26 protein-coding genes are annotated in these 21,412 nt (G+C 67.9%); 7 read left to right on the top strand and 19 right to left on the bottom strand.

What is annotated here, in order from left to right; translation table 11 throughout:
- Positions 1–468, bottom strand: a 468-nt coding sequence (locus QZY48_RS25475; RefSeq protein WP_295436321.1) for a SiaB family protein kinase, incomplete at its 3' end; no start/stop codon positions are given.
- Positions 469–566: 98 nt separating this feature from the next.
- Between QZY48_RS25475 and QZY48_RS25470 the strand changes: the two genes are divergently transcribed.
- On the top strand, positions 567–692 hold the full coding sequence (locus QZY48_RS25470) for a hypothetical protein (protein ID WP_295436320.1): 126 nt from the start codon (positions 567–569) through the stop codon (positions 690–692).
- Here QZY48_RS25470 and QZY48_RS25465 read toward each other — a convergent pair.
- From QZY48_RS25465 to QZY48_RS25425, 9 genes are all read right to left on the bottom strand, one after another.
- The gene (locus QZY48_RS25465) at positions 689–1,915 is read right to left on the bottom strand and encodes a SpoIIE family protein phosphatase (protein WP_295436319.1); all 1,227 of its coding nucleotides are present in this window, start codon (positions 1,913–1,915) and stop codon (positions 689–691) included. The two genes, QZY48_RS25470 and QZY48_RS25465, sit on opposite strands and share 4 nt — an antisense overlap.
- Before the next feature lie 26 nt (positions 1,916–1,941).
- Complete coding sequence (locus QZY48_RS25460) at positions 1,942–2,466, bottom strand: V4R domain-containing protein (protein ID WP_295436318.1); 525 nt, start codon at positions 2,464–2,466, stop codon at positions 1,942–1,944.
- A gap of 415 nt (positions 2,467–2,881) precedes the next feature.
- Complete coding sequence (locus QZY48_RS25455) at positions 2,882–3,544, bottom strand: hypothetical protein (RefSeq protein ID WP_295436317.1); 663 nt, start codon at positions 3,542–3,544, stop codon at positions 2,882–2,884.
- Between the two features lie 26 nt (positions 3,545–3,570).
- Positions 3,571–4,290: a hypothetical protein gene (locus QZY48_RS25450; protein ID WP_295436316.1), complete on the bottom strand. Its 720-nt coding sequence runs from the start codon at positions 4,288–4,290 to the stop codon at positions 3,571–3,573.
- Positions 4,291–4,543: 253 nt separating this feature from the next.
- On the bottom strand, positions 4,544–6,247 hold the full coding sequence (ureC, locus tag QZY48_RS25445; protein WP_295436315.1) for an urease subunit alpha: 1,704 nt from the start codon (positions 6,245–6,247) through the stop codon (positions 4,544–4,546).
- Positions 6,244–6,564 (bottom strand): urease subunit beta, encoded by a 321-nt coding sequence (locus QZY48_RS25440; RefSeq protein WP_295436314.1) that lies wholly within the window; start codon positions 6,562–6,564, stop codon positions 6,244–6,246. Before QZY48_RS25440 ends, ureC begins: the two co-directional genes overlap by 4 nt.
- Before the next feature lie 103 nt (positions 6,565–6,667).
- On the bottom strand, positions 6,668–6,970 hold the full coding sequence (gene ureA, locus QZY48_RS25435) for an urease subunit gamma (RefSeq protein ID WP_295436313.1): 303 nt from the start codon (positions 6,968–6,970) through the stop codon (positions 6,668–6,670).
- Between the two features lie 49 nt (positions 6,971–7,019).
- On the bottom strand, positions 7,020–7,895 hold the full coding sequence (locus tag QZY48_RS25430) for an urease accessory protein UreD (RefSeq protein WP_295436312.1): 876 nt from the start codon (positions 7,893–7,895) through the stop codon (positions 7,020–7,022).
- Positions 7,896–8,061: 166 nt separating this feature from the next.
- The gene (locus QZY48_RS25425) at positions 8,062–8,637 is read right to left on the bottom strand and encodes a TMEM165/GDT1 family protein (RefSeq protein ID WP_295436324.1); all 576 of its coding nucleotides are present in this window, start codon (positions 8,635–8,637) and stop codon (positions 8,062–8,064) included.
- 115 nt (positions 8,638–8,752) lie between these two features.
- Here QZY48_RS25425 and QZY48_RS25420 point away from each other — a divergent pair, with 115 nt between their 5' ends.
- Complete coding sequence (locus QZY48_RS25420; protein ID WP_295436311.1) at positions 8,753–8,932, top strand: hypothetical protein; 180 nt, start codon at positions 8,753–8,755, stop codon at positions 8,930–8,932.
- Positions 8,886–9,326, top strand: coding sequence for an NUDIX hydrolase (locus QZY48_RS25415; RefSeq protein ID WP_295436310.1), 441 nt, complete (start codon positions 8,886–8,888; stop codon positions 9,324–9,326). Before QZY48_RS25420 ends, QZY48_RS25415 begins: the two co-directional genes overlap by 47 nt.
- Before the next feature lie 16 nt (positions 9,327–9,342).
- On the opposite strand, the gene QZY48_RS25410 is transcribed toward QZY48_RS25415, so the two are convergent.
- The 5 genes from QZY48_RS25410 to QZY48_RS25390 form a co-directional block, all read right to left on the bottom strand.
- Positions 9,343–9,537, bottom strand: coding sequence for a DUF2892 domain-containing protein (locus tag QZY48_RS25410; protein ID WP_295436323.1), 195 nt, complete (start codon positions 9,535–9,537; stop codon positions 9,343–9,345).
- A 118-nt stretch (positions 9,538–9,655) separates the two neighbouring features.
- A complete protein-coding gene (locus tag QZY48_RS25405; RefSeq protein ID WP_295436309.1) occupies positions 9,656–10,183 on the bottom strand; it encodes a CreA family protein in 528 nt (175 codons plus the stop codon).
- A 98-nt stretch (positions 10,184–10,281) separates the two neighbouring features.
- The gene (locus QZY48_RS25400; protein ID WP_295436308.1) at positions 10,282–11,496 is read right to left on the bottom strand and encodes an FAD-dependent oxidoreductase; all 1,215 of its coding nucleotides are present in this window, start codon (positions 11,494–11,496) and stop codon (positions 10,282–10,284) included.
- 9 nt (positions 11,497–11,505) lie between these two features.
- Positions 11,506–12,036, bottom strand: coding sequence for a hypothetical protein (locus tag QZY48_RS25395; RefSeq protein WP_295436307.1), 531 nt, complete (start codon positions 12,034–12,036; stop codon positions 11,506–11,508).
- A gap of 121 nt (positions 12,037–12,157) precedes the next feature.
- Positions 12,158–12,760 (bottom strand): DUF3365 domain-containing protein, encoded by a 603-nt coding sequence (locus QZY48_RS25390; RefSeq protein ID WP_295436306.1) that lies wholly within the window; start codon positions 12,758–12,760, stop codon positions 12,158–12,160.
- A 216-nt stretch (positions 12,761–12,976) separates the two neighbouring features.
- On the opposite strand from QZY48_RS25390, the gene QZY48_RS25385 reads away from it, so the two are divergent.
- From QZY48_RS25385 to QZY48_RS25370, 4 genes are all read left to right on the top strand, one after another.
- The gene (locus tag QZY48_RS25385; RefSeq protein WP_295436305.1) at positions 12,977–14,824 is read left to right on the top strand and encodes an asparagine synthase-related protein; all 1,848 of its coding nucleotides are present in this window, start codon (positions 12,977–12,979) and stop codon (positions 14,822–14,824) included.
- 191 nt (positions 14,825–15,015) lie between these two features.
- Positions 15,016–15,180: a hypothetical protein gene (locus QZY48_RS25380; RefSeq protein ID WP_295436304.1), complete on the top strand. Its 165-nt coding sequence runs from the start codon at positions 15,016–15,018 to the stop codon at positions 15,178–15,180.
- On the top strand, positions 15,146–15,916 hold the full coding sequence (locus QZY48_RS25375) for an alpha/beta hydrolase (protein ID WP_295436303.1): 771 nt from the start codon (positions 15,146–15,148) through the stop codon (positions 15,914–15,916). Before QZY48_RS25380 ends, QZY48_RS25375 begins: the two co-directional genes overlap by 35 nt.
- Positions 15,917–15,936: 20 nt before the next feature.
- A complete protein-coding gene (locus tag QZY48_RS25370) occupies positions 15,937–16,257 on the top strand; it encodes a hypothetical protein (RefSeq protein ID WP_295436302.1) in 321 nt (106 codons plus the stop codon).
- Between the two features lie 219 nt (positions 16,258–16,476).
- Here the strand turns inward: QZY48_RS25370 and QZY48_RS25365 are convergent, their stop codons facing one another.
- From QZY48_RS25365 to QZY48_RS25350, 4 genes are all read right to left on the bottom strand, one after another.
- Positions 16,477–18,477 (bottom strand): bifunctional DedA family/phosphatase PAP2 family protein, encoded by a 2,001-nt coding sequence (locus QZY48_RS25365; protein WP_295436301.1) that lies wholly within the window; start codon positions 18,475–18,477, stop codon positions 16,477–16,479.
- A gap of 68 nt (positions 18,478–18,545) precedes the next feature.
- A complete protein-coding gene (hemL, locus tag QZY48_RS25360) occupies positions 18,546–19,832 on the bottom strand; it encodes a glutamate-1-semialdehyde 2,1-aminomutase (RefSeq protein ID WP_295436300.1) in 1,287 nt (428 codons plus the stop codon).
- Positions 19,832–20,497: a thiamine phosphate synthase gene (gene thiE, locus QZY48_RS25355; RefSeq protein ID WP_295436299.1), complete on the bottom strand. Its 666-nt coding sequence runs from the start codon at positions 20,495–20,497 to the stop codon at positions 19,832–19,834. Before thiE ends, hemL begins: the two co-directional genes overlap by 1 nt.
- Complete coding sequence (locus tag QZY48_RS25350; protein ID WP_295436322.1) at positions 20,494–21,312, bottom strand: hydroxymethylpyrimidine/phosphomethylpyrimidine kinase; 819 nt, start codon at positions 21,310–21,312, stop codon at positions 20,494–20,496. The genes thiE and QZY48_RS25350 overlap by 4 nt, the downstream gene beginning before the upstream one ends.
- Positions 21,313–21,412: the final 100 nt, after the last annotated feature.

Below are 21,412 nucleotides of genomic sequence, written 5' to 3'. Positions count from 1 at the left end.
GCGGGCGATGTCCAGCAGGCCGAGGCCGGCGCCGGGGTCGCCGGCCCGGCGCGGCGCACGCAGTTGCTCCTTGAAGCGGCGGCGCAGGGTCTCCTTGTCCAATCCATTCAATTCACCGATACGCCCCGCGAGCCCGGCCGCGTCCGCGCTGGCGACCACATTGCCGGCCCCCACGGCGAAGCGCTCGCCGTCCCACAGGATGGCGATGATGGCGCAGTCCGGGTTATGCGGCTGACCCGGGGTGAAGCCCTTGGCGGCGATATAGTTGCGGACGTTCTGGGCCAACTCCACATAGACCGCGAAGACATCGAGCAGGGTCGAGTGCTCCGCGGCCCGTTGCTCCAGGTGCTGGCGCACGGCCACCCCGAACTCCTCGATCAGGCCATGCGAGAAGGGCCCATTGAAGCAGGTGAGCACGTCGTGCAGCGCGAAGTTGTTGCGCAGTTCAAACAGATCGATGGTGGGCATAGGCCACTCCTGGGGCTTGGTATCTAGTCAAGAACAAGTTAAACACAAACATCGCAATCGCAATCGTTGTCGTTGTCGTTGTCGCAATCGGAGAGGCGATGCAATCTGGGGTGCGAGAGAATCCGGGACACTACGATAACCTCGATTACGACACCGACAACGACAACGGCACTGAGAGTATTCTCTACTACACTTGTTTAGCCTATCAGTGCACCGTTCTCTAGGGCAAGACGGCGGGGGCCTGGCCATGCACGCCGGCTACCCGCCAACCCAGCACGGTCACGTCATCCCGGGGCGGGTGCGCCCCGGCATGGGTGCCCAATTGCTCCTGCAGCGCGTCACGCTGGTCGGCGCAGGGCGCGCGCCAATGCCGCTCCAGCACCTGCCTGAGCCCGTCGCGCCCGAAGGGCAAGCCGCGCGGGCCGCCCGGTTGGTCGAGCAGTCCGTCGCTGCACAGGTAGAAGGACTGGCGCGGACGCAGCGTCACGCTGTGACTGGAAAAGACCTGGCCCGGCTTGGAGCGCTTGTAGCCCAGGCTCGCGCGATCACCGCGCAGCTCCGTCAGTTGCCCATCGGTAACGACATAGAGCGGCAAGTGGGCGCCGGCAAAGACCAACCGCCCTTCGGCCGGCTGAATCAGACAGATGGCCGCATCCAGACCGTCGTCCGAGGGGGCCGCGGCGGTATCCTGGCGCAGCGTCGTGCGGATCGACTCATTGAGTCGCTGCAACAAGGCGGCGGGCGCGTAGCAGTGTTCATCGCGGATCAGTTGACGCAGCCCGGTGACCGCCAGCATCGACATCAGGGCGCCGGGTACGCCATGCCCGGTGCAGTCCAGGAGTGCGACCAGAGCGCCCGCGGGGCAGGCCTCCAGGCAATAGATGTCACCGCCCACGATATCACGGGGCAGCCACAGGGTGAAGGAATCGGCCAGGTAGTCATCCAGGGCCCCGGGTGGGGGTAAGAGGGCGGCCTGGATACGCTGTGAATAGTGGATGCTGTCGGTCAGGTCACGCAGCAGTTGCTCGGAGCGCTCCTTTTCCTGCCGCAGGTCGGCGAACGCCTGCTGCAACTGCCGGGTCATCTCATTGAAGGCGGTCGAAAAATCGCCCATGAAATCGACCCGCTGGGAAAGGTCCCCGGCGGCGATCTGCTGCGTTTTCCAGGTCAGGTGGCGCAGGTTGGCCTGGAGGCTTTTGAAGGATTGGAGCACCCGCATCTTACCCGCCGGGGGCGCGCGGTCCAACTCGCCGCGGGCCATCGAATACATGAAATCGGCGAAGTCGTCATACTCGATGACGAGGCGGTTGAAATAGCCCACAAACTGATTGAACTCGTCCTGCGGATAATCCGCGGGCAAGACCATGGGCGGCGGCTTTTCACCGCGCAGGATCCGGGACAGCGTCGCGGTCAACTGATCCAGGTGATGTTCGGCAACGGTGACCATGTGTCAGCGGCGGCTGGGCGGGCGGATCAGAGTGCGTGTGCTTCAAAGCGGCACACGCGGTCCCCCGAGGCCCAGCAATCGACCTCGCGCACCTGGAATTCCCGCCCGGTATGGGAGCTCAGCAGGCCATGGATGAACCCCTCGTCATAGGTGCAGACCTGCTCGCCGCAGACCGGCAGCCCCGAGCAATCGAGATCCTCGGCTACCGTGAGGGTGAACCTGAGCCGCTCCAGGTCCGCCTGTTCGACGCGCAGGATGCCGATATTCAATTTCCGCAGTGCGTCCTGGAGATCGCCGACGAAGTCCGGGAAACTGTCCTTCTTCGTCAGCACATGGGCATAAAACTGCACCCCTGCCTCGCGGCCGGCGTCATAGAAGACCCGGTCCGCAGCCGCGACCCCCATCCGTTGAATGAGCACGTCGCGCAGCGTAAATTGCATCAGGCGATAGACCGCGACATTCATCGAGTCCCCCAGATTGGGCCGACCCTCCGCGAGGTTGCCCAACATGGACCAGTCGAATTGCGATCCGGTACGCTCTTCTTTGAACATGCGTTGTCTCCCCAAGGTTGAAGTGGCGGGGCCGTGCGGGCCGGGGCCGTAACCGCGCGGTTCAGCGGGCCGACGCAGCGGTCATGCTACGCCCCGCCCCCGGGCGGCTTCAAGGCGCCGGGCGTCTTTTCGTTCTGCCGACCCGTGGGGGCAGTGTCGCGTGGTGTTCGGGTTCTGGGTGGCCTTGATCATGGTTCCGGCCGCGGGCCGGTTCAGACGCTGCTTCACCTGCCACTCTTGCCGCTGTGCTGACGGTCCAGGCCTCCCAGGTGTTGATCGAGGTTTCCGCCCCGGTGCTAGCGCATGTCGGGTCGACGGAGATGTCCGGCCGAGCGGTCTCAGTCGCGGGCGGGGGCTTCGGCAGGGTCCGCTGTGTGCACCAGCGACTTCGCCGCGAGCGCGATGGGCGTGATCATCACATCGCTGCTACTGCTGCGAGGCGCTCATAGAGCACCTCTTCGCGTCCGACATCGCGCAGGTTTCCTTGAATGGCATACTCAAAGTCGCGGTCGGCAACCAACTGGGTGATCGCCGCGGCGATGTAGCGACGGACCTCGCTATCCCCTTGTGCGATCTGTTCAGCGATATCGTCTCGACCATTAAACAGGTTGATCAGGTCTTCGATATCTCGGCTCGCCAAGAGGTTGCCGTTTCCGCGTCCACGATAGGCTTCGAGCTTGGTGGCAGCGAATAGAGGCGGCGTCACTAGCCGTATTCTCAGGTCAGGAGTCAATGAGTACCACTCGGCCGTTGCGAGGGCCAGCGGATACCATCGGTTGGTAAATCCAAGCACCTGCTCGATGGTCGGCATGAAATCGACGATCAAGACATCGAGCCGCATACGACAGATGATCTCGTCCTCCGGAGAACTGCGAAAGCCGCGTTTCCGCAGGGCGTTCCCAAGTTGTGCCCATTGTCCGCTGGTGACTGCTTCGACGATGAGATCGACGTCCTCGGTATAGCGCACAGACTCTCTGGTCAACTCGTCGGTGATGAGAAGCCCGGTCGCGCAGCCACCGAGAAATGCCATGCGAGTCAAGAGGTCAGGTCCGAGAGCCTCTGCAACGGCCGCGATCATCGCCCGATGCGTAAGTGCAGCACGGGTCATTGGACGCCAAACCGTTGAGTCAGCCGCGCGACCGCGAGGGATCGCTCGCGCGGGTTGCCCAGACGAATGGCATCGACGAGTGCCAGCATGGCGTATAAGTCCGGGTCGCTCTGCACGGCAACGGGGACAGACATGAACAGCGGAGTGATGCTCTGGCCCATCCGGCTGCCGCGTGCGTATGGCCACACGAAGATGCTGTCTCCCGCGCTGCGCAGTCCATCAGCCAGCACCGGGGCCGCAAAGGCCGTGGGGATGCCGCGTCCCAGGGCTCCGGGCCTGGCAGGGAATACATACTTGACAGCGTGCTCAAGGAGGTCTAACAAGGCCCTGGCGTTCGTCCGCAATAGACCGCTTTGGCGTTCCTTGCGCGCCAGTCCTACATCCACGCTGCGGCGCAGCGATGCAGCGACTTCGGTCTTGCTGATCCCTAGAGATGCAGACAGCCCGCGCACCGAGTAACGCTCGTTTGCTTCGTTAGCCTCATGCGGGTTCGTCTCCAACCCCAGGCGGCGTTCCGCATTTTTAACAATCTGACTCAACTGCGTATTGTATCCAGGCAGGGCTGGATTCAACTCAGCCTCGTCTTGCGCGGAAAGCTCCCAGCCCGCCCAATCGAAAGGTTCAGCCACGGAGCCCTGGGGTCGGTTCTTCCGGCGTTGGCCGGCCAACTCCAGGCTGAGGAGTTTCAGCAATACGACGATGTCTTGACTTTTCATCAGATCACTCTTACGTCTGTCCGCTGTCCTGGGACAGGGGACATGATCACGTCGTGCTTCAGCACCTGTCAAGATATTTCTTGCCTCCACCTGTCCATTGGGGAGGGGATGCGGCCAGCCCTCGAGCCTGGCGTGCACACTGTAGCGATTGGAAAGTGTGCACGCCACGCCACGCCACGCGAGGCGATCGTGCGTCCGAGCCGGACCAGTGCTCTGCCACTGACTGGTCCTCGCCTTCGCCGCCGATCGCGGCTCAGAAGAGGAAATACCGTTGCGCAAACGGCAGCACCGCCGCCGGCTCGCAGGTGAGCAACTGCCCGTCGGCGCGGACCTCATAGGTCTGGGCGTCGACCTCGATCAGCGGCTGCCAGTCGTTGTGGATCATGTCGGACTTGCGCAGCGCCCGGGTGTTGCGCACCATGCCGATCAGGCGCTTGAGCCCCAGTTGCCGCGGGATCCCGGCGTCCATGGCCCACTGGGACAGGAAGGTCATGCAAGTCGCCGGCAGGGCCCCGCCGACGGCGGCGAACATGTGACGGTAATGGACCGGCTGCGGGGTAGGGATGGAGGCGTTGGGGTCGCCCATGGGGGCGGCGGCGATCAGCCCGCCCTTGATGATGAGGCTCGGTTTGGTCGCGAAGAAGGCGGGTCGCCAAAGCACCAGGTCGGCAAGCTTGCCGACGGCCACCGAGCCGACCTCATGCGCAATGCCGTGGGCGATGGCCGGGTTGATGGTGTACTTGGCCACATAGCGCTTGGCGCGGAAGTTGTCGTGGGCGGCCGGGTCCTGGGTCAGGGCGCCGCGCTGCACCTTCATCTTGTGGGCCGTCTGCCAGGTGCGGGTAATGACCTCGCCGACCCGGCCCATCGCCTGGGAGTCCGACGAGATCATGCTGAAGGCGCCCAGGTCGTGGAGTATGTCCTCCGCGGCGATGGTCTCGCGGCGGATGCGTGACTCGGCAAAGGCGACGTCCTCCGGGATCGACGGCGACAGGTGATGGCAGACCATCAGCATGTCCAGGTGCTCGTCCACCGTATTGACCGTATAGGGCCGGGTCGGGTTGGTGGAGGAGGGCAACACATTGGGCAGCCCCGCCGCCTTGATGATGTCCGGGGCATGGCCGCCGCCCGCGCCCTCGGTGTGATAGGTGTGGATGGTGCGGTCCTTGAAGGCGGCGATGGTGTCCTCGACAAAGCCGCTCTCATTCAAGGTATCCGTATGGATGGCGACCTGCACATCGGCAAGCTCCGCCACGCCCAGACAGCAGTCGATGGCGGCCGGGGTGGTGCCCCAGTCCTCGTGGAGCTTGAGCCCCATGGCCCCGGCGCGTACCTGCTCCTCCAGGGGGAGCGGCAGGCTGGCATTGCCCTTGCCCAGAAAGCCCAGGTTGACCGGCAGCCCCTCGGCCGCCTGGAGCATTCGGTGGAGGTTCCAGGGACCCGGGGTGCAGGTGGTGGCGTTGGTGCCGGTGGCCGGACCGGTGCCGCCACCGATCATGGTGGTGATCCCCGACATCAGCGCGTCCTCCACCTGCTGGGGGCAGATGAAATGGATGTGGGCGTCGATGCCCCCGGCGGTGAGGATCTGGCCCTCGCCGGCGATGACCTCGGTGCCGGGGCCGATGAGAATATCGACCCCCGCCTGGGTATCCGGGTTGCCGGCCTTGCCGATACCGCAGATGCGTCCGTCCTTGATGCCGACGTCGGCCTTGACGATGCCCCAATGGTCCAGGATCAGGGCATTGGTGATGACCAGATCGGCGACCGCGTGGCATTCGCGCTGGCATTGCCCCATGCCGTCGCGGATCACCTTGCCGCCGCCGAAGGAGACCTCGTCGCCATAAACGGTGCGGTCCTCTTCTACCTGGATGATCAACTCCGAGTCACCGAGGCGGACCCGGTCGCCGACCGTGGGGCCGTAGAGTGAGGCATAGGCGGCACGATCGATACGGCTCATGGCGTTGCTCCATCCAGCGCGCCCATCACCTGGGCATTGAAGCCATAGACCCGGCGGCTGCCGGCATAGGGGACCAGTGTCACGGTCCGCGTCTGCCCCGGCTCGAAGCGCACCGCGGTACCGGCCGGGATGTCCAGCCGTTGGCCACGGGTCGGTTCACGGTCGAAGTGCAGCGCCGCGTTGGTCTCGAAGAAGTGGTAGTGCGAGCCCACCTGAATGGGCCGGTCGCCGGTATTGGCGACGGCCACGCTCAGCACCGGGCGACCGGCGTTGAGCTCGATCTGGCCGGGGGCGGTGAAGACTTCGCCTGGAATCATGGCCTACTCCGGGAAAGAAAGTACGTTAGTACGTTAGTACGTTAGTACGTAAGTACCAGGCGCCCCCAACGTACTCCCGTACTAACGTACTAACGTACTTCTTTTAGACGATGGGATCGTGGACCGTCACCAACTTGGTGCCATCCGGAAAGGTCGCCTCGACCTGGACCTCGTGGATCAACTCCGCGATGCCGTCCATGACGTCCTCCCGGGTCAGCAGGGTGCGGCCGAGGTCCATCAGCTCGGCGACGCTCCGGCCGTCGCGGGCGCCCTCCAGGATGGCGCAACTGATATAGGCCATGGCCTCCGGGTAGTTGAGCCGCAGGCCCCGGGCGCGGCGTCGCTCGGCGAGCAGGCCGGCGGTGAAGAGCAGCAGTTTGTCTTTCTCGCGGGGGGTGAGATCCACGGTGGCCTCCGGTTCGGGGTCGCTGATGCGGGTCGGCGGGGCGGGTCGCTCAGGTGGCCCAGATCCGCGGCGGGCAGGCCGGGCGCCCCAGCAGTCTGGGGCGAAGTATGCCCCAAAGGGCGATGAAAAGCCGCTGTATGGGTTCGGTCGCGGGGGCCAGGGTGCGGACGATCAGGAGGTCGCCGAGCAGGGTCGCGGCCCAGAGGGGTGTTGCTGCTGGTCGCGTCTGATCCGCGCCGGGCCGGTACCCGGCGCCCCCGGGGTGGGCGCGGACCGCGGCCAGGTCCGCGGCGTCCGCGCCGCTCGCCAGCAGGGTCCCGGTGACCGGCAGGCCGCGCAGCCCGGTAGGTCCATCCAGGCCCTGCCCGGCGGTCACCAGGAGCCGCTCCAAGAGCAGGGGGACGCCCGCCCGGCTGACCCGCAGGCGCAGGTCTGCGCGCCCCTGGGCGAAGCGCTCGCTGATCGCCGGCCGCCCCAGGCAGTGGACCTCGGCGCCCAGGAAGCGGGCGCCCGGGGCCAGGTCCACCGCCATGCTCGAGCACAACTGGGCCCCGGGGAACAGGATGTTCTCCTGCGGAAACCACTCCAGGACCCCGTCCGCGGCGAGCTCGAGGTGTTGCACCTGGTCCGCCCGGGGACCGGCGCTGCGATAGAACTTGGCCGCCCCCGGGGTGGTGATCAGTGCATGGGCCCCGGCCTCGACCCGGACCCTGACCTCCAGCCGGTCGCCCCCGACCACCCCCCCGGGTGGGTGCAGCAGATAGAGGTGGCAGGGTGCGCCCTCGGGGTAGAAGGGGCGCTGGACCGTCAGCGGCCCCTGGTGGCGTTGGTGTGCCACGACCGTGCGCCCGGCCCGGTCCGCGAGACCGAGTTCGAGTCGGGCCTGCCAGCGGCCATTCTCCGCGGCAGCGGGGGCGCCGCTCACCCTAAAATCCACAGATGGACACAGATGAACACAGATTTTCTTCAGATTGTCATGCGCTTATCGCTATTGTTTCACTCACCGGCAAGGTGAGCCCCCGGTCAGGGGTAAGTCAATGAATCATCTGTGTTCATCTGTGTTCATCTGTGGATAACTGCTCTTTCCGGGCTCACAGGCCGTAGCCTTCCCCGACCCCCAGGAGGGTGAGCAGGCCCAGGAGCGCGAAGATGGCGGCCGCGACGCGGTGGACCAGATGGACGGGCAGGCGGCCCGCGATGCGGTCGCCGAGGATCACGGCCGGTACATTGGCGATCAGCATCCCGAGCGTGGTGCCGACGACGACCAGCACGATCGACTGATACTGCGCCGCCAGGGCCACGGTCGCGACCTGGGTCTTGTCGCCGATCTCGGCGATGAAGAAGGCGATCAGGGTGGTGCCGAAGACCCCGAAGCGGGCGAGCTTGGCGTCGTCCTCGTCGAGCCGGTCGGGGATCAGAATCCAGATCGCCATGGCGATGAAGGACAGCCCCAGCACCCAGCGCAGGGTCTGGGGTTCGATCAGGGCCGCCACGGAGAGCCCCAAGGCCGCCGCCAGGGCATGGTTGGCCAGCGTGGCGATGAGGATGCCCAGGATGATGGGGACCGGTTTGCGAAACTGGGCGGCGAGGATGAAGGCGAGGAGTTGGGTCTTATCGCCGATTTCGGCGAGTGCGACCACGCCGGTGGAGAGAAGAAAGGCTTCCAATACGGTGCTCCAGGGTCGGGCGATGACGTCATGTAACGAGTGAAGAACAAGTGAAACACAATCGTTGTCGTTGTCGTTGTCGTAATCGTAATCGTAATCGGAGAAGCGATGCAATTTGGGGTGCGAGAGAATCCACGGTGCTACGATAACCTCGACAACGACAACGACAACGACAACGACAACGACAATGGCGATCCGACTCGTTGTCCTGATACTGTGCCGCGATCTGACCCCAGGAATCCATCCCCATGCCCAAACCCGTGACACCCCTGCTCGCCGCGGACGCCATCATTGAACTGGTGGACCGCCCCGGCCGCCCCATCGTCCTGATCGAGCGCCGCAACCCGCCCCCGGGTTGGGCCATCCCCGGCGGCTTCGTGGATGTCGGGGAGCGCGTGGAGCGGGCGGCGGTGCGGGAGGCACGGGAGGAGACCGGGTTGATCGTCACCCTGCGCGCCCTGCTCGGTGTCTATTCAGACCCCGGTCGCGACCCGCGGGGCCACACGGTCAGCGCGGTCTATGTGGCTGAGGCCACCGGCGAGCCGCGGGCGCTGGACGACGCCCGTGCGGTGCTGGTCTGCCTGCCCGAGGCCATCCCGGCCCTGCTCGCCTTCGATCACGCCGCGGTGCTCGCGGATTACCGCGCCTACCGCGCGACGGGTGCCCTGGCGCCCCTGCGTTGCGACTGAGCGGCCGGCGTTCGGATCAGTCCTCGCCGTCCTTGTTGGTGTCGATCTTGAACGGAAGATAGACCGGGCAGATGCCGGTGAAGCCAGTGACCACCAGGGCCAGGGCGATGACTGACAGGAACCACAGGTGCAGCCAGATGCCGCAGAGCACCAAGAGCCCGGCGACGGCCAGGCGGATCGTGCGGTCGGTCTGGCCGATGTTCTTCTTCATGGACACGGTCGGTATTCCGGTAGTGCGATGGGTTGCGTCGACTGGCGCAGGCGTCGACCTGTTCCAACGGACGCGGTCATAGGGGTCCAGGCTTGCGTCAGGGATGTTGCGCGCCCGTTCATTGACCGGGCTTGGTCGCCGGGGCCGGTGTCTGCGCCGGTACGCCGACGCCCGGGGGCTGGGTGCCCCAGGGCGCGATGGCCACCACCGCGACGCTGTTTTTGGGCGACCCCTCGAGGACCCGGTCGCTGTAGGTCATATAGACCACGACGTTACGCTGGGGGTCGTAGAAGCGCACCACCTGAAGGGTCTTGAAGATCAGCGAGGTGCGCTTCTTGAAGACCTGCTCGCCGTTGCGCTTACCGCTGCGGATGTCATCGGGCGGGTTGATGGGCCCGATCTGGGCGCAGTCCAGCGAGGCGTCCGAGGTGTCCTCCGCCACCCCGACCGCGCCGGAGATGCCGCCGGTCTTGGCGCGGCTGAGATAGCAGGCGACCCCGGGCAGGTCCTCGTCGTCGAAGACCTCCACGACGATCTTGTCGCTCGGGCCCATGAGTTTGAACTTGGTGTTCACGCTGCCGATCATCTCGGCGGCGCTCGCCTGGGCCAAGCCGAGCAGGCATAGAAAAATAAATGGGTGACGCATGGGAATGCTCCTTGGTTGCTGCTGCGGGGAAGAACATTGTCCGCAAATGAACGCAGCGGATAAATACTTCTTTATGGTGTTAACGATATACCATGATGTCATGGTATCCGGGAAGGTTCGGCCCCGAACAGGCGGTCGGTCTCCCGGCGGCTGCGGGTCAGGGCGTCCTCAATGGAGACCCCGAGGAACCAGTTGCCGGTGATGGCCAAACGGCTGCCGACGATGGCGCTGTCGATGCGCCCGACCACGGCCGTATGCCCGGCACGCAGGGCCGGCAGGCGGTTGTGCACCTGTGCTTGGGCAGCAACCTGTCCGGGGTCGACCCCCAGGGCCCGGCAGGCGACGGTTACCTGGTCGTCCCGGCACAGGGCCCCGGGGCGGAAGTGGAAGGCGAAGCCGCGATGGGTGCGCTCGGGCAGGAAGTCTCTGGAGACCGCCGAGTAGAATGGCCCGTCGACCGCGATGAGCCCCGCCAGGGCGGGCAGTTGCAGGTCCGCGCCGCGAAATGCCAAGAGTAGGGTCTCGATCTCCGCCATGGCGATGGCCCCGATCGCGTCCCGCGCCCCGTCGAAGCCGGCCGGCAGCAGCCGGGCGGCGGCATCCGGCGGCACCGCCAGGGTCAGATAATCACAGGTGACCTCACCGGCGCCGTCGGCGACGACCCGCCAGCCGCCCTGGTCGGGAACGACGGCAGTGATGCGCTGGCCGGTGCGGATCTGGAGCCGGTCCTGGCCGGCGATGGCCGCGGGGATGGCCGCGAGCCCGTCGGCGAAGGTGAAGGCTTTGATCACGTCCTTGCGGCGCGGCTTACGGCGGAACAGGGCCTCGGCCGGATAGTCGTCCGCGGCTTGACAGATCACTGCCTGGAAGGCGTGGCGCAGCAGGTCCCGATAATTGCGCCGCCCCAGTACGCGGCCGTAATAGTCCGCCACGCGCTGCCCCTGCTTCGGGGTCGTGAAGAGTCGCGGCAGCGACACTGCGGCCTCCAGGACATGCAGGGCGGACACGATGGAGCGGCGCTCCCCGTCCTGCCACAGCCGGTAGCCGACCTTGGCCTTGGGCAGGACCCGGCTGGTCAGACCCAGGTCGTCCATGATGGTGAGCAGATTGCCGTAGCTGTTGAAACAGGTGTGGCTGCCCGCCTCGGTCCAGAACCCGCCAAGCCCTTGGAACTCGTGGGTGTTGATGCACCCACCCACCCGGGGGGCGGCCTCCAGGACCAGGGTGCCCAGGCCGCGCCGGGCCGAGAAATGGGCGGCGCCGAGCCCGCTGATGCCCGCGCCGATCACGATATGGTCGAAGTCCTTGGTCATCGCTCGCTGTCAGTCCAGTAGTGGGTCGGTGGTGTGTTCGGTCCGCGGCTGGAGCGGTTCCAGTTCCAGTGCGCTGGTGTCCAGTTCCGGGATCGGGGTCGGGGGGGCCTGGCAATCCTCCAGGGTCCACTTGTCGCCCGGGACCAGACTCAGATAGCTCAAGTCCAACACCGGCGGCGCGGCGGCCGGGGGGGACTCCAGATCGCCCCACTGGGGCGCCAGGGACAACGGCGCGCCTTCGCGCGGGTCGTCGGCCTGGGGCGGCGGCGCGGCGGCCAGTTCCTGGTCGGCCGCGCTCCCCGAGTCCGCCACCGGGGTGATCGTCAAGACCGCCCCCGCGTGGGCAAAGATCTTCTTGAAGCGGCCGGCGGTGGCCGCATCCACATCGCGCTTGACCACCACCGGCCGGCCGGTGAACAGGCGCTCGGCGCCCTTGTCGCTGAGCTTGAAGACCCCGGTCAGGCGTTGCCGGGCCGTTTCGGGGTCGGCCCCCGGGGCGACCAGGCCCTTGTAGGTCAGATCGAAGCGTTGGTCGGACATGGTTACACCCGCTGTTGTCGGCCGGGGCTTGGCGCCGGCCGCACTGTGATGCCGGGGAAATTAAGGTGCCGGGGATGCGCTGCACCCAACCGACCCGATCCGCGGTGCGTCCGCGCTCGTATCAGTCGATCGGCTTGGTCAGGCTGAAGGCCCCGCGGATATCCCCGACAGCATAACCGCGCGCGTGGTCCTCTGGATAGGCTTGGTCCAGGGTCGCGGCCACCGTGGGGGCGATATTGCCGCCGTGGCAGGCGAGACAGACCTCACCCGTGGGGATCGCCTTCATGAAGCGGAACTGCTTGGTACCGTCACCGTCCACCACGGCGGCGAAGGCCATGGTTTCGACCGGTTCACCGGCCGCCTTGCGCTCGTCGAAGCGGGTCAGCACCTGCCGCTCCCAGGCGTCCGGCTGCCCGCCCTTAGCGTTGCGTGGTTTGAGGCTGACGCGCCCGACCTCCCAGCCGGACCGCCCGGAGATGGCGGCGGCGATGGCCGGTGCCCGCTCCTTGCATACGCCGATGGCCGCAACGGGGCCCCCGGACTTCATGGCGGCCTCCAACTCGCCCTTCAAGGTGTCGGCGAATTCCTTGGTCAGGGCCCGGGCCTGCTCGAGATTCGGGTTGGGGGCCGCGGCCGAGGTCGGCGTGGCGGCGGGGGGCGTTGCGGTCTGCGCAAGCAGGGGGGCCGCGGCGAATACGGCGGTGACGAGGAAGATCGAGCGCATGCTGAGGCTCCGTAGGCGTTGGTTGATGGGTCAGGCGGGTGCGGACAATGGGTAAGTATGGCGGGTCCGGTCCGCGCGTGCGCGGCGCAATCACCATCCGCGGCCGCTCCCTCGGGCGAGTTCCAGGGGCCGCCGGGTATAATCGCGGCTCGACCGCCCGCCGGCGGGACGCGCCGCGTCCTCGCACTCCGGCCGCCACCCCCCAGGAGAGGACCGATGTACGCCATTTGTGGTTGGATGGGCCAAATCGCCGACGCTCAGGCCTCGGACCAGCTACTCGATACCATGCTGGGGCGCGGTGTGATCGCCGGGGGGGCGCCGGGGCCCGGCGTCGGGCGCGTCCGTGACCGCGGCGGGCACGCGGGCTCCCAGGCCGGCCCCGACCTCGTCTATGCCGACGAGGAGGTCGTGGTCTGTCTCACCGAGCCGGTCACCGGCCTGGGCGGCATGGCGTCCGGAGTTCTGGACGCGGCGGCGGTGGCCCGCCTCTACCACGCCGAGGGCGATGCCTTGCTCGGGCACATCCACGGCAGCTTCGCCCTGGCGCTCATGGATCTGCGTCGCCGCAAGGTCCTGCTGGCGGTCGATCGGGCGGGGATCAGGCCGCTCTACCTGTGCCGCCTGGGTGAGACCGTGGCCTTCGCCAGCCGCCTGTGCGCCTTCACCGGGCTGCCCGGGTTCCCGGCGCGCCTGCGCGACCAGGCGCTCTTCGACTATCTCTATTTCCATGTGGTCCCGAGTCCCGGCAGCATCTACCAGGGGGTGGAGAAACTGCTGCCCGCCCAGGCGGTGGACCTCAACCCGCTCGGCCGCCACGCCTTCTTCTACTGGCACATGCCCTATCGGGACGACAACCCGACCCCGCTTGCGGATCTCAGCCGGGAGTTCCGTCGGCTGCTGCCCCTGGTGGTCGGCGGCGCGGCCGCGGCGCCCGGGGCGGGCGCGGGCGAGGTCGGGTGCTTTCTGAGCGGCGGTACCGACAGTTCCACCGTCGCCGGCACCTTGCGCCGGTTGCGCGGCGTGCCGGTGCGGACCTATTCTATGGGGTTCGACGCCCGGGGCTACGACGAGATGGCCTATGCCCGCGTCGCCGCGCGCCACTTCGGCACCGAGGCGCGGGAATACTATGTCCAGCCCCAGGACGTCCTGGACGCGATTCCGCGGCTTGCGGCCTGGTGCGACGAGCCCTTCGCCAACGCATCCATCATCCCCGCGTATCTCTGCGCCCGTTTCGCCCGTAACGACGGCTGCACCCGGCTCCTGGCCGGCGACGGGGGCGATGAGATCTTCGGCGGCAATGCCCGCTACGCCAACCAGCAACTCTTCGAGCTCTACCGCAGCCTCCCCGGGTGGGTCCGCCGCGGCCTGCTGGACCCGCTGGCCGCCATCCCCGGCCTGGATGCGGTGCCCGGCCTCAGGAAATTCAAGAGCTATGTGGACCAGGCGCGCACCCCGCTGCCGGACCGACTGGAGAGCTACAACTTCCTGCACCGCACCCCGCTCGCCGCGATCTTCGACCCCGCCTTCCTCGCCCGCGTGGACCCGAACGCGCCCCTGGAGACCCAGCGCGCCTGCTACCACCACATCAGCTCGCGCGCCATCATCAACCGCATGATGCACCTGGATCTGAAGATCACTCTGGCGGACAACGACCTGCGCAAGGTCAACCAGGCCTGCGAACTGGCCGGGGTAGACGTGCGCTACCCCCTGCTCGACGAACGCCTGATGGACTTTGCCGCCTCGGTGCCGCCCCGGATTCAGCTCAAGGACAACCGCCTGCGCTGGTTCTTCAAGCAGGCCCTGGCCGATTTCCTGCCGCCCGCGATCATCAAGAAACAGAAGCAGGGCTTCGGCCTGCCGGTGGGCCTGTGGCTGGCCGAATACGCCCCGCTCAAGGCCCTGGCCGACGACAGCCTGAACGCCCTGCGTGCGCGCGGCATCGTGCGCCCCGACTATATCGACTGGCTGCGCGCCCGCCACGCCGGGCAGCACGCCGGCTATTACGGCGTCATGCTGTGGGTGCTGGTCATGTTGGAGCAGTGGTTGCAGGCGCATGGGCATTGAGCCGCGGGGTGGCCCGGCCGCCTTGGGGCCGGAACGACACGCGGGACTGTCAGCGCTGAGCGGTCGGCGCCCGGACCTGTCCATGGAATTGCTGCTACCCTGGCCGTGCGGCTGAGTGACGAGTCAAGCAAGAGTTAAACACGAACACAATCGTTGTCGTTGTCGTTGTCGTTGTCGTAATCGGAGAAGCGATGCACTTTGGGGTGCGAGAGGATCCGGGGCGCTACGACAACCTCGACTACGACTACTACTACGACAACGACAACGACAACGGTGCACAGAGCATTTCCTTATGGATCATTGATGAACCGTTCCTGAGCTATGAAACACATCGTTGTGAACGGTTTGCGCCTTGAATATCGGGATCATCCGGCGCTGGTGCCGGGCCGCCCGCCCTTGCTGCTGCTGCACGACGGCCTGGGTTGTGTGGCCATGTGGCGCTATTTTTCCGTGCGGTTGGCGGCGGTGACCGGCTGCCGCGTCATTGCCTGGTCGCGTGCCGGTTACGGGGGCTCGCAGGCCTATACGGACCCGCGCACGCCGCGCTACCTGCATCGCGAAGCCGAGGAGGTCCTGCCCGCGCTGCTCGCCGCGCTGCGGATCGAAGCCCCGGTGCTGATCGGCCACAGCGACGGCGGCAGCATTGCCCTGATCTTTGCCGCGGCCTTCCCGGCGGTGCCGCGCGCGCTGGCGGTGATCGCGCCGCACGAATTCGTCGAGCCCGAGGCCTTGGCCGGCATTCGCGCCGCCGGCATCGCCTGGCATACCACCGATTTACCGCAGAGGCTTGCGCGCTACCATCAGGCGCCGGCCGCGCGGGTCTTCAAGGACTGGCACGACTGCTGGCTGTCGCCGGCATTCCGCGACTGGAACATCGAGGAGTCCCTGGGCAACATCCGTTGTCCGGTGCTGGCGATCCAGGGCGAGGACGACGAGTACGCCACCATGCGCCAGATCGATGTGATCGCCGCCCGGGTGCCGGGGACGCAACTGCTCAAACTGGCCCGCTGCGGTCATTTCCCCCAGCGCGATCAGGAGGCGGCGCTGCTGGACGGGTTGGCCGTATTCATCGACCGGCTGGGCCGGCCCTAATTCGTCAGTGGGATAGTCCTATGCCCTGTTCACGCATCCAACTCGGCCCCGGCGGTCCGGACTTCAGCCGCTTCGTCATGGGCTACTGGCGCCTGCTGGATTGGGGCCTGTCGCGGCCTCAACTCATTGCCTTCATCGAGCAGGGACTGGATCTGGGGATCACCACGGTGGACCACGCGGACATCTGCTGGATGCGGATCAGGTGGCGGCGGCCTTCACGACACTGCGGGCCGCGGGTAAGGTCCGGAGCAATTGGTCTATGCTTGGGTCATGGCCCATCCGAGCGGGCCTTTGCCCTTGATCGGCAGCGGCCGGATCGAGCGGGTGCGCCATGCGCTTGAGGCCGGGCAGAGGTGGCTGGGGTTGCAGTTCCGCAAGCATGAGCATCTTTGATCCAACGTATCGCCCGACTGACGGTGGAGCGTCGGAAACGGGGCAACGGCTTCGGGTCCTTCCAACATGGAGGACAGACCACCAGTCAGGTTACGAGTGCCTGTGGGCGCAAAACTACCCGATGAACGGTTGCGTCGATGCCAGTCAAACAAATCCCCCTCAGTCTGTCAAGGCTCTGGAGGTGCCCTTGCGGGTTCCTCCTCAATCCGCAAGGGTCCGTCCCCGGACGCGGCGCGTAGGCGCAGTCCCGGTAACTCCCTTTCAAATTCCGGGGGCAGGCGGAAGTCTTGGGGGTCGGTGGCGGGGACGACGATCAGATTGAGCAACAGGCCCCGGCGCTGGCGAGTGACATTGCCGACCCACAGGGGCGCGCCGTCCGTCAGGCGCCAGCGGGTGGGCCAGAGGCGCAGGACCTGCCGGTGGTCGGCGCCCGTGGCCTTGGTCAGGATCAGGGCCTCATGACGGCCGTCGTGGACCTGGGGGATGACGGGGATCTCCGCCAGCGGCAAGGAGGGCGACAGCAGCCGCAGGGCGCTGCCCCAATCCAGGAGCGGTGCGGGCTGCCAGCCGGACCCGGCCAGGGCCGCGGTGAGCAAGGCCGGGTCGCCCGCGTACTGAATGGTCAAGGGGTGGCGATGGCGCTGACGCAGGTCCTCCCGGTGGTGTGGGAGCCGCGCCCAGGCGGCGTCCTGCCAGGCGCTGCGCTCCAGGGTCGCGAGCTGCGGGGCCGGGGTCAGTCGCTCCAGGTCCCGGTCGCCGATGACGGCGCCGTGGAGGCCGAGCCCCGCGGCCAGTCCGATCGCGGCGACCGCCGCGAGTGCGCCGGGGCGCAGCGCCAGGCGGCTATGGCGGCGGAAGGCGAGCCCCAGGGCCGCGACCCACACGAGACCCAGGGCGATGCTGTTGATGACGCTGGTGAGCCACTCCGCGCCCAGATAGACCCGGGCCCCGGCCACTGCCGTGATCAGCGTGGTGGCCAGGGCATAGGGGACCCAGCGCAGCGGGGCGGCCAGGCCGCGGGCAATGGCGATGGCCAGGAATCCGTAGACACTGGTGGCCAGCACGACGGGCCCGCTGGGGAAGGACCAGGGCAGGGCCAGGTGCAGGCCGAGGTCGGGTCGCGGTACCGCGAGCAGGGCGCCGAGCACGAGGGTGGCCGCCAGGGGGAAGGCGGCCGTTGCCAACCAGTAGTGCCCCCGGTGTTCGTCGCCGCGCCAACGCAGCCAGGCGTACACCAGGAGCACCATGGGCAGGACCACGATGGGGGCGCCGAACGCGGCCAGCGCGATCATCAGGCGATTGCCGAGCGGGGTGTGCAGGCTCTGGCCCAGGTCCAGGGCGGCGAGATTCAGGGCCAGTTCGCGCGGGCCGAACAGGGTCAGGCCGGTGACGGCCCCGAGCAGGAGGGTGCCCAGCAGCAGGAGGAAGGCGAGCCCGGTCAGGGCGCGGGCATCCGGGTGCGAGGGGTCTGCAAGGGCGAGCGCGAGGCCGCCCAAGTTGGGGTGCAGGTCGGCCCAGCGCAGCAGTCGCTGCAGCCAGTGGCCGGCGTGGGGGGCGAGCAAGCGGTAGACCCGGTGGGCCGCCCAGAAGATGAACCACAGGGTGCCGGCCAGGAGCAGCCCGAGGATGGCCAGGCGCACGGCCGCCTCGGCGGCCAGCTTCAGCGAGGCCCCGAGCACCATGCCGGGGATGAAATAGGTGAGAATCTGTGCCATCGCGGAGGCGATATCGGCCGTGAAGAAGCGGCGTGGGCCCATGTCCAGCATTCCCGCGACGAGCGGGGTGAAGGCGCGGCTGGGTCCGGCGAAGCGCCCGATGACCACGCTCCAGGTGCCGTGGCGGGCGAAGAAGGCGATGCCCTGGTCCAGGGACTCGGGGTAGCGGCAGAAGGGCCAGATGCCGCGCAGGCGCAGCTTGTAATGGCGCCCCAGGCCATAGCTCAGGCCGTCGCCGACGACGGCCCCGATGACCGCGGCGGCGAAGGCGGGCCAGAACGCGATGGCGCCGGTGGTGATCAGGGCGCCGGTGCCGAGCAGCAGGACGACCCCGGGGACGATGAGCCCGATGATCGCGGTGGACTCACCCATGGCGACCGCGAAGATCACGGCATAGGCCCAGCCCGGGTGTGCGCTCACCCAGGCCAGGACTTGATCGAAGAGTGCGTCCACTGGGGCTCTGGTGCGCGGTGCCGGGTGCCGGACCCGCGGGGTTGCCGCGGGTCCGGCGCGCCGCGACCCTAGGCGGCGACCCGGGCGAAGGCCGCCGCGGCGGCCACCAGGGTGGCCACGAGCTGCGCCTCCTCGTGGGTGATGGAGACGAACCCGGCCTCGAAGGCGGAGGGGGCCAGATAGACGCCGTGTTCCAGCATGGCGTGGAAGAAGGCGCGGAACTGGTCTTGGTTGCAGGCGGTGGCCTGGGCGTAGTTGGTGACCTGGGGCGCATGGGTGAAGAAGAGGCCGAACATGCCGCCGACCCGGTTCACCGCCAGGGGCACGCCGGCGGCGCGGGCGCGCTCCAGCAGGCCGTCCGTGAGTTGCACCGTGCGCGCGGCGATCCGCTCGTAGAAGCCGGGGGCGGAGATCAGCTCCAGGGTCTTGAGTCCCGCCGCCATGGCGATCGGGTTGCCGGACAGGGTGCCGGCCTGATAGACCGGACCCAGGGGGGAGATTCGCTCCATCACCTCGCGCCGCCCGCCGAAGGCCCCGACCGGCATGCCGCCGCCGATCACCTTGCCGAGCGCGGTCAGGTCCGGGCGGATGCCGTAATGGGCCTGGGCCCCGCCCAAGGCGACGCGAAAGCCGGTCATGACCTCGTCCAGGATCAGCAGCGCTCCATAGCGGTCGCATACGGCGCGCAGCCCTTCCAGGAAGCCGGGCACCGGGGGGATGCAGTTCATGTTGCCGGCGACCGGCTCGACGATGATACAGGCGATTTCGTGGCCGAGCGCGGCGAAGGTCTCCTCGACCTGTGCCAGGTCGTTATAGGTCAGGGTGATGGTGAGTTCCGCCAGGGCCTTGGGCACCCCGGGGGAACTGGGTTCGCCGAAGGTCAGGGCGCCCGAGCCGGCCTTGACCAGGAGTGAGTCCGCGTGGCCGTGGTAGCAGCCCTCGAACTTCACGATCTTGTCGCGGCCGGTGAAGCCGCGGGCCAGGCGCAGCGCGCTCATGGTGGCCTCGGTGCCGGAACTGACCATGCGCACCAGGTCCATGCTCGGGACCAGGGCGCACACGCGATCCGCCATGGTGGTCTCAAGCTCGGTGGGGGCGCCGAAGGACAGGCCCTTGTCGAGTCGCTCCCGGACCGCCGCCAGGACCTCTGGGTGGGCGTGGCCCAGGATCATGGGACCCCAGGAGCCGACATAGTCGACATAGCGCTTGCCGTCCGCGTCGAAGACGTAGGGCCCCAGCGCGCTTTCGAAGAATATCGGGTCGCCGCCGACCCCGCGGAAGGCCCGCACCGGTGAGTTGACGCCGCCGGGGATGTGGCGTTGGGCGGCGGTAAAGAGGTCGTGGGATCGGCTCATCAGGAAGGCTCCGTCGGGCGCACGCCCGGTTCAAATAGTTGGCTGTAGGCCCGGGCCGCCGCGGCGATATCCGGGGCGGCAAAGATACCCGTGATCACGGCCAGCAGGTCGGCGCCGGCCGCGATCAGCAGCCCGGCATTCTGTGGTGTGATGCCGCCGATCGCAACCAGCGGTACCTTGAGTCGTGCGCGGGCCCGGGTCAAGAGGTCGGGGGCGGGGCGCACCGCGTCGGGTTTGACGCGCGAGGGGAAGAAGCTGCCGAAGGCGCAGTAGTCGGCCCCGGCCGTGGCGGCGCTCAGGGCCAGGTCCAGGCGGTCGTAACAGGAGACGCCGATGATCGCGTCCGGCCCCAGGCGGGCCCGGGCGGCGGCTGGGGCGGCGTCGTCCCGGCCCAGGTGGACGCCGGCGGCGCCGACCGCCAGGGCGAGTTCGACGTCATCGTTGATGATCAGGGCGACGGCGGCGGCGTCGCACAGTTCGGCCAGCGCGGCCGCCTGGGTCCGTCGCCGGTCCGGGGCCAGCCCCTTGGCCCGGTACTGGACCAGCCGGGCGCCGCCGTCGATGGCGCGCGCCACCTGCCCGATCAGCCGCTGGTGCGCGTGCGCCGGGTCGCCGGGGCCCGGCTCCGGGGTGATGGCATAGAGCCCGCGTAATGACCGGCTCATGGGGCGGCTCCGCAGCCCGCCGGGTCCCGGGGCAGGGCATAGAGCCGGTTGGGGGTGAGCTGGCCGCGGCCGGTGCGCCAGGCGCGCGCCAGACTGGTCCAGGTATAGTCCTGGGCCGCCGCGACCGCCGTCGGCAGGCTGAGCCCCAGGGCGAGGCGGGCGGCGATAGCGCTCGCGAGCGTGCAGCCGGAGCCGTGATAGTCGCCGGGCAGGCGCGGCCAGGTCCGGGCCTGCGGGTCCCCGTCGTTCCCATAGAGTCGGTTGGTCACGGCCGGGGCATCCTCATGGGTGCCGGTGATCAGGACCCAGCGCGCCCCGGCCGCGCGCAGGCGCCGCGCGCAGTCCGCCGCATCGGCGCCGCCGCTCAAGCGCTGTGCCTCGGGCAGATTGGGCGTCACCAGGGTGGCGCGGGGCAGCAGGTCGGTGAGCAGCGCCTGGATCAGGGCCGCGTCGGCCAGCGCCTGCCCCGCCCCGGAGGCCAGCACTGGGTCCAGCACTACCGGCAAGGCCGGGTGGTCGTCGCAGATGGCGCACAGGATCGGGACCAGCCGCGCATCGCCGATCAGCCCGATCTTGATCGCCGCCGGGTCGCCGTCCGCGATCAGGGCGCGGCACTGGGCCTCGATCCGGGCGGCGGGTTGGGGATAGACCTGCCGCAGCCCGCGGGTGTCCTGGTCCGTCAGGGCGGTGACCACCGTGAGGGCGAAGGCGCCCGCGGCCCGCACGGCCTCGGCGTCCGCGCCGATCCCGGCGCCGCCGCTCGGGTCGTGACCGCCCACGCAGAGTACGGTGGGGGGGCTGTGGATGGGGGGCATAGGCGTCGTCTCGGTGGGTGATTCTGGGGGTGCGATCAGAACTCCGGACGTTCTCACGGACCGGGCGTCGTTGTCGTTGTCGTTGTCGTAATCGTGGTCG

Source organism: uncultured Thiodictyon sp., assembly GCF_903828115.1.
GTDB lineage: Bacteria > Pseudomonadota > Gammaproteobacteria > Chromatiales > Chromatiaceae > Thiodictyon.
This window is presented reverse-complemented; position numbering and strand designations above follow the sequence as displayed.

What these genes read in the sequence shown, in the direction of transcription:
- QZY48_RS25470 (WP_295436320.1), top strand. Translation starts at nt 567, where the DNA reads ATGCAATCTGGGGTGCGAGAGAATCCGGGACACTACGATAACCTCGAT.
- QZY48_RS25465 (WP_295436319.1), bottom strand. Translation starts at nt 1,915, where the DNA reads ATGGTCACCGTTGCCGAACATCACCTGGATCAGTTGACCGCGACGCTG.
- QZY48_RS25460 (WP_295436318.1), bottom strand. Translation starts at nt 2,466, where the DNA reads ATGTTCAAAGAAGAGCGTACCGGATCGCAATTCGACTGGTCCATGTTG.
- QZY48_RS25455 (WP_295436317.1), bottom strand. Translation starts at nt 3,544, where the DNA reads ATGATCGCGGCCGTTGCAGAGGCTCTCGGACCTGACCTCTTGACTCGC.
- QZY48_RS25450 (WP_295436316.1), bottom strand. Translation starts at nt 4,290, where the DNA reads ATGAAAAGTCAAGACATCGTCGTATTGCTGAAACTCCTCAGCCTGGAG.
- ureC (WP_295436315.1), bottom strand. Translation starts at nt 6,247, where the DNA reads ATGAGCCGTATCGATCGTGCCGCCTATGCCTCACTCTACGGCCCCACG.
- QZY48_RS25440 (WP_295436314.1), bottom strand. Translation starts at nt 6,564, where the DNA reads ATGATTCCAGGCGAAGTCTTCACCGCCCCCGGCCAGATCGAGCTCAAC.
- QZY48_RS25415 (WP_295436310.1), top strand. Translation starts at nt 8,886, where the DNA reads ATGCCCAAACCCGTGACACCCCTGCTCGCCGCGGACGCCATCATTGAA.
- QZY48_RS25410 (WP_295436323.1), bottom strand. Translation starts at nt 9,537, where the DNA reads ATGAAGAAGAACATCGGCCAGACCGACCGCACGATCCGCCTGGCCGTC.
- QZY48_RS25405 (WP_295436309.1), bottom strand. Translation starts at nt 10,183, where the DNA reads ATGCGTCACCCATTTATTTTTCTATGCCTGCTCGGCTTGGCCCAGGCG.
- QZY48_RS25400 (WP_295436308.1), bottom strand. Translation starts at nt 11,496, where the DNA reads ATGACCAAGGACTTCGACCATATCGTGATCGGCGCGGGCATCAGCGGG.
- QZY48_RS25395 (WP_295436307.1), bottom strand. Translation starts at nt 12,036, where the DNA reads ATGTCCGACCAACGCTTCGATCTGACCTACAAGGGCCTGGTCGCCCCG.
- QZY48_RS25390 (WP_295436306.1), bottom strand. Translation starts at nt 12,760, where the DNA reads ATGCGCTCGATCTTCCTCGTCACCGCCGTATTCGCCGCGGCCCCCCTG.
- QZY48_RS25385 (WP_295436305.1), top strand. Translation starts at nt 12,977, where the DNA reads ATGTACGCCATTTGTGGTTGGATGGGCCAAATCGCCGACGCTCAGGCC.
- QZY48_RS25380 (WP_295436304.1), top strand. Translation starts at nt 15,016, where the DNA reads ATGCACTTTGGGGTGCGAGAGGATCCGGGGCGCTACGACAACCTCGAC.
- QZY48_RS25375 (WP_295436303.1), top strand. Translation starts at nt 15,146, where the DNA reads ATGAAACACATCGTTGTGAACGGTTTGCGCCTTGAATATCGGGATCAT.
- QZY48_RS25370 (WP_295436302.1), top strand. Translation starts at nt 15,937, where the DNA reads ATGCCCTGTTCACGCATCCAACTCGGCCCCGGCGGTCCGGACTTCAGC.
- hemL (WP_295436300.1), bottom strand. Translation starts at nt 19,832, where the DNA reads ATGAGCCGATCCCACGACCTCTTTACCGCCGCCCAACGCCACATCCCC.
- thiE (WP_295436299.1), bottom strand. Translation starts at nt 20,497, where the DNA reads ATGAGCCGGTCATTACGCGGGCTCTATGCCATCACCCCGGAGCCGGGC.
- QZY48_RS25350 (WP_295436322.1), bottom strand. Translation starts at nt 21,312, where the DNA reads ATGCCCCCCATCCACAGCCCCCCCACCGTACTCTGCGTGGGCGGTCAC.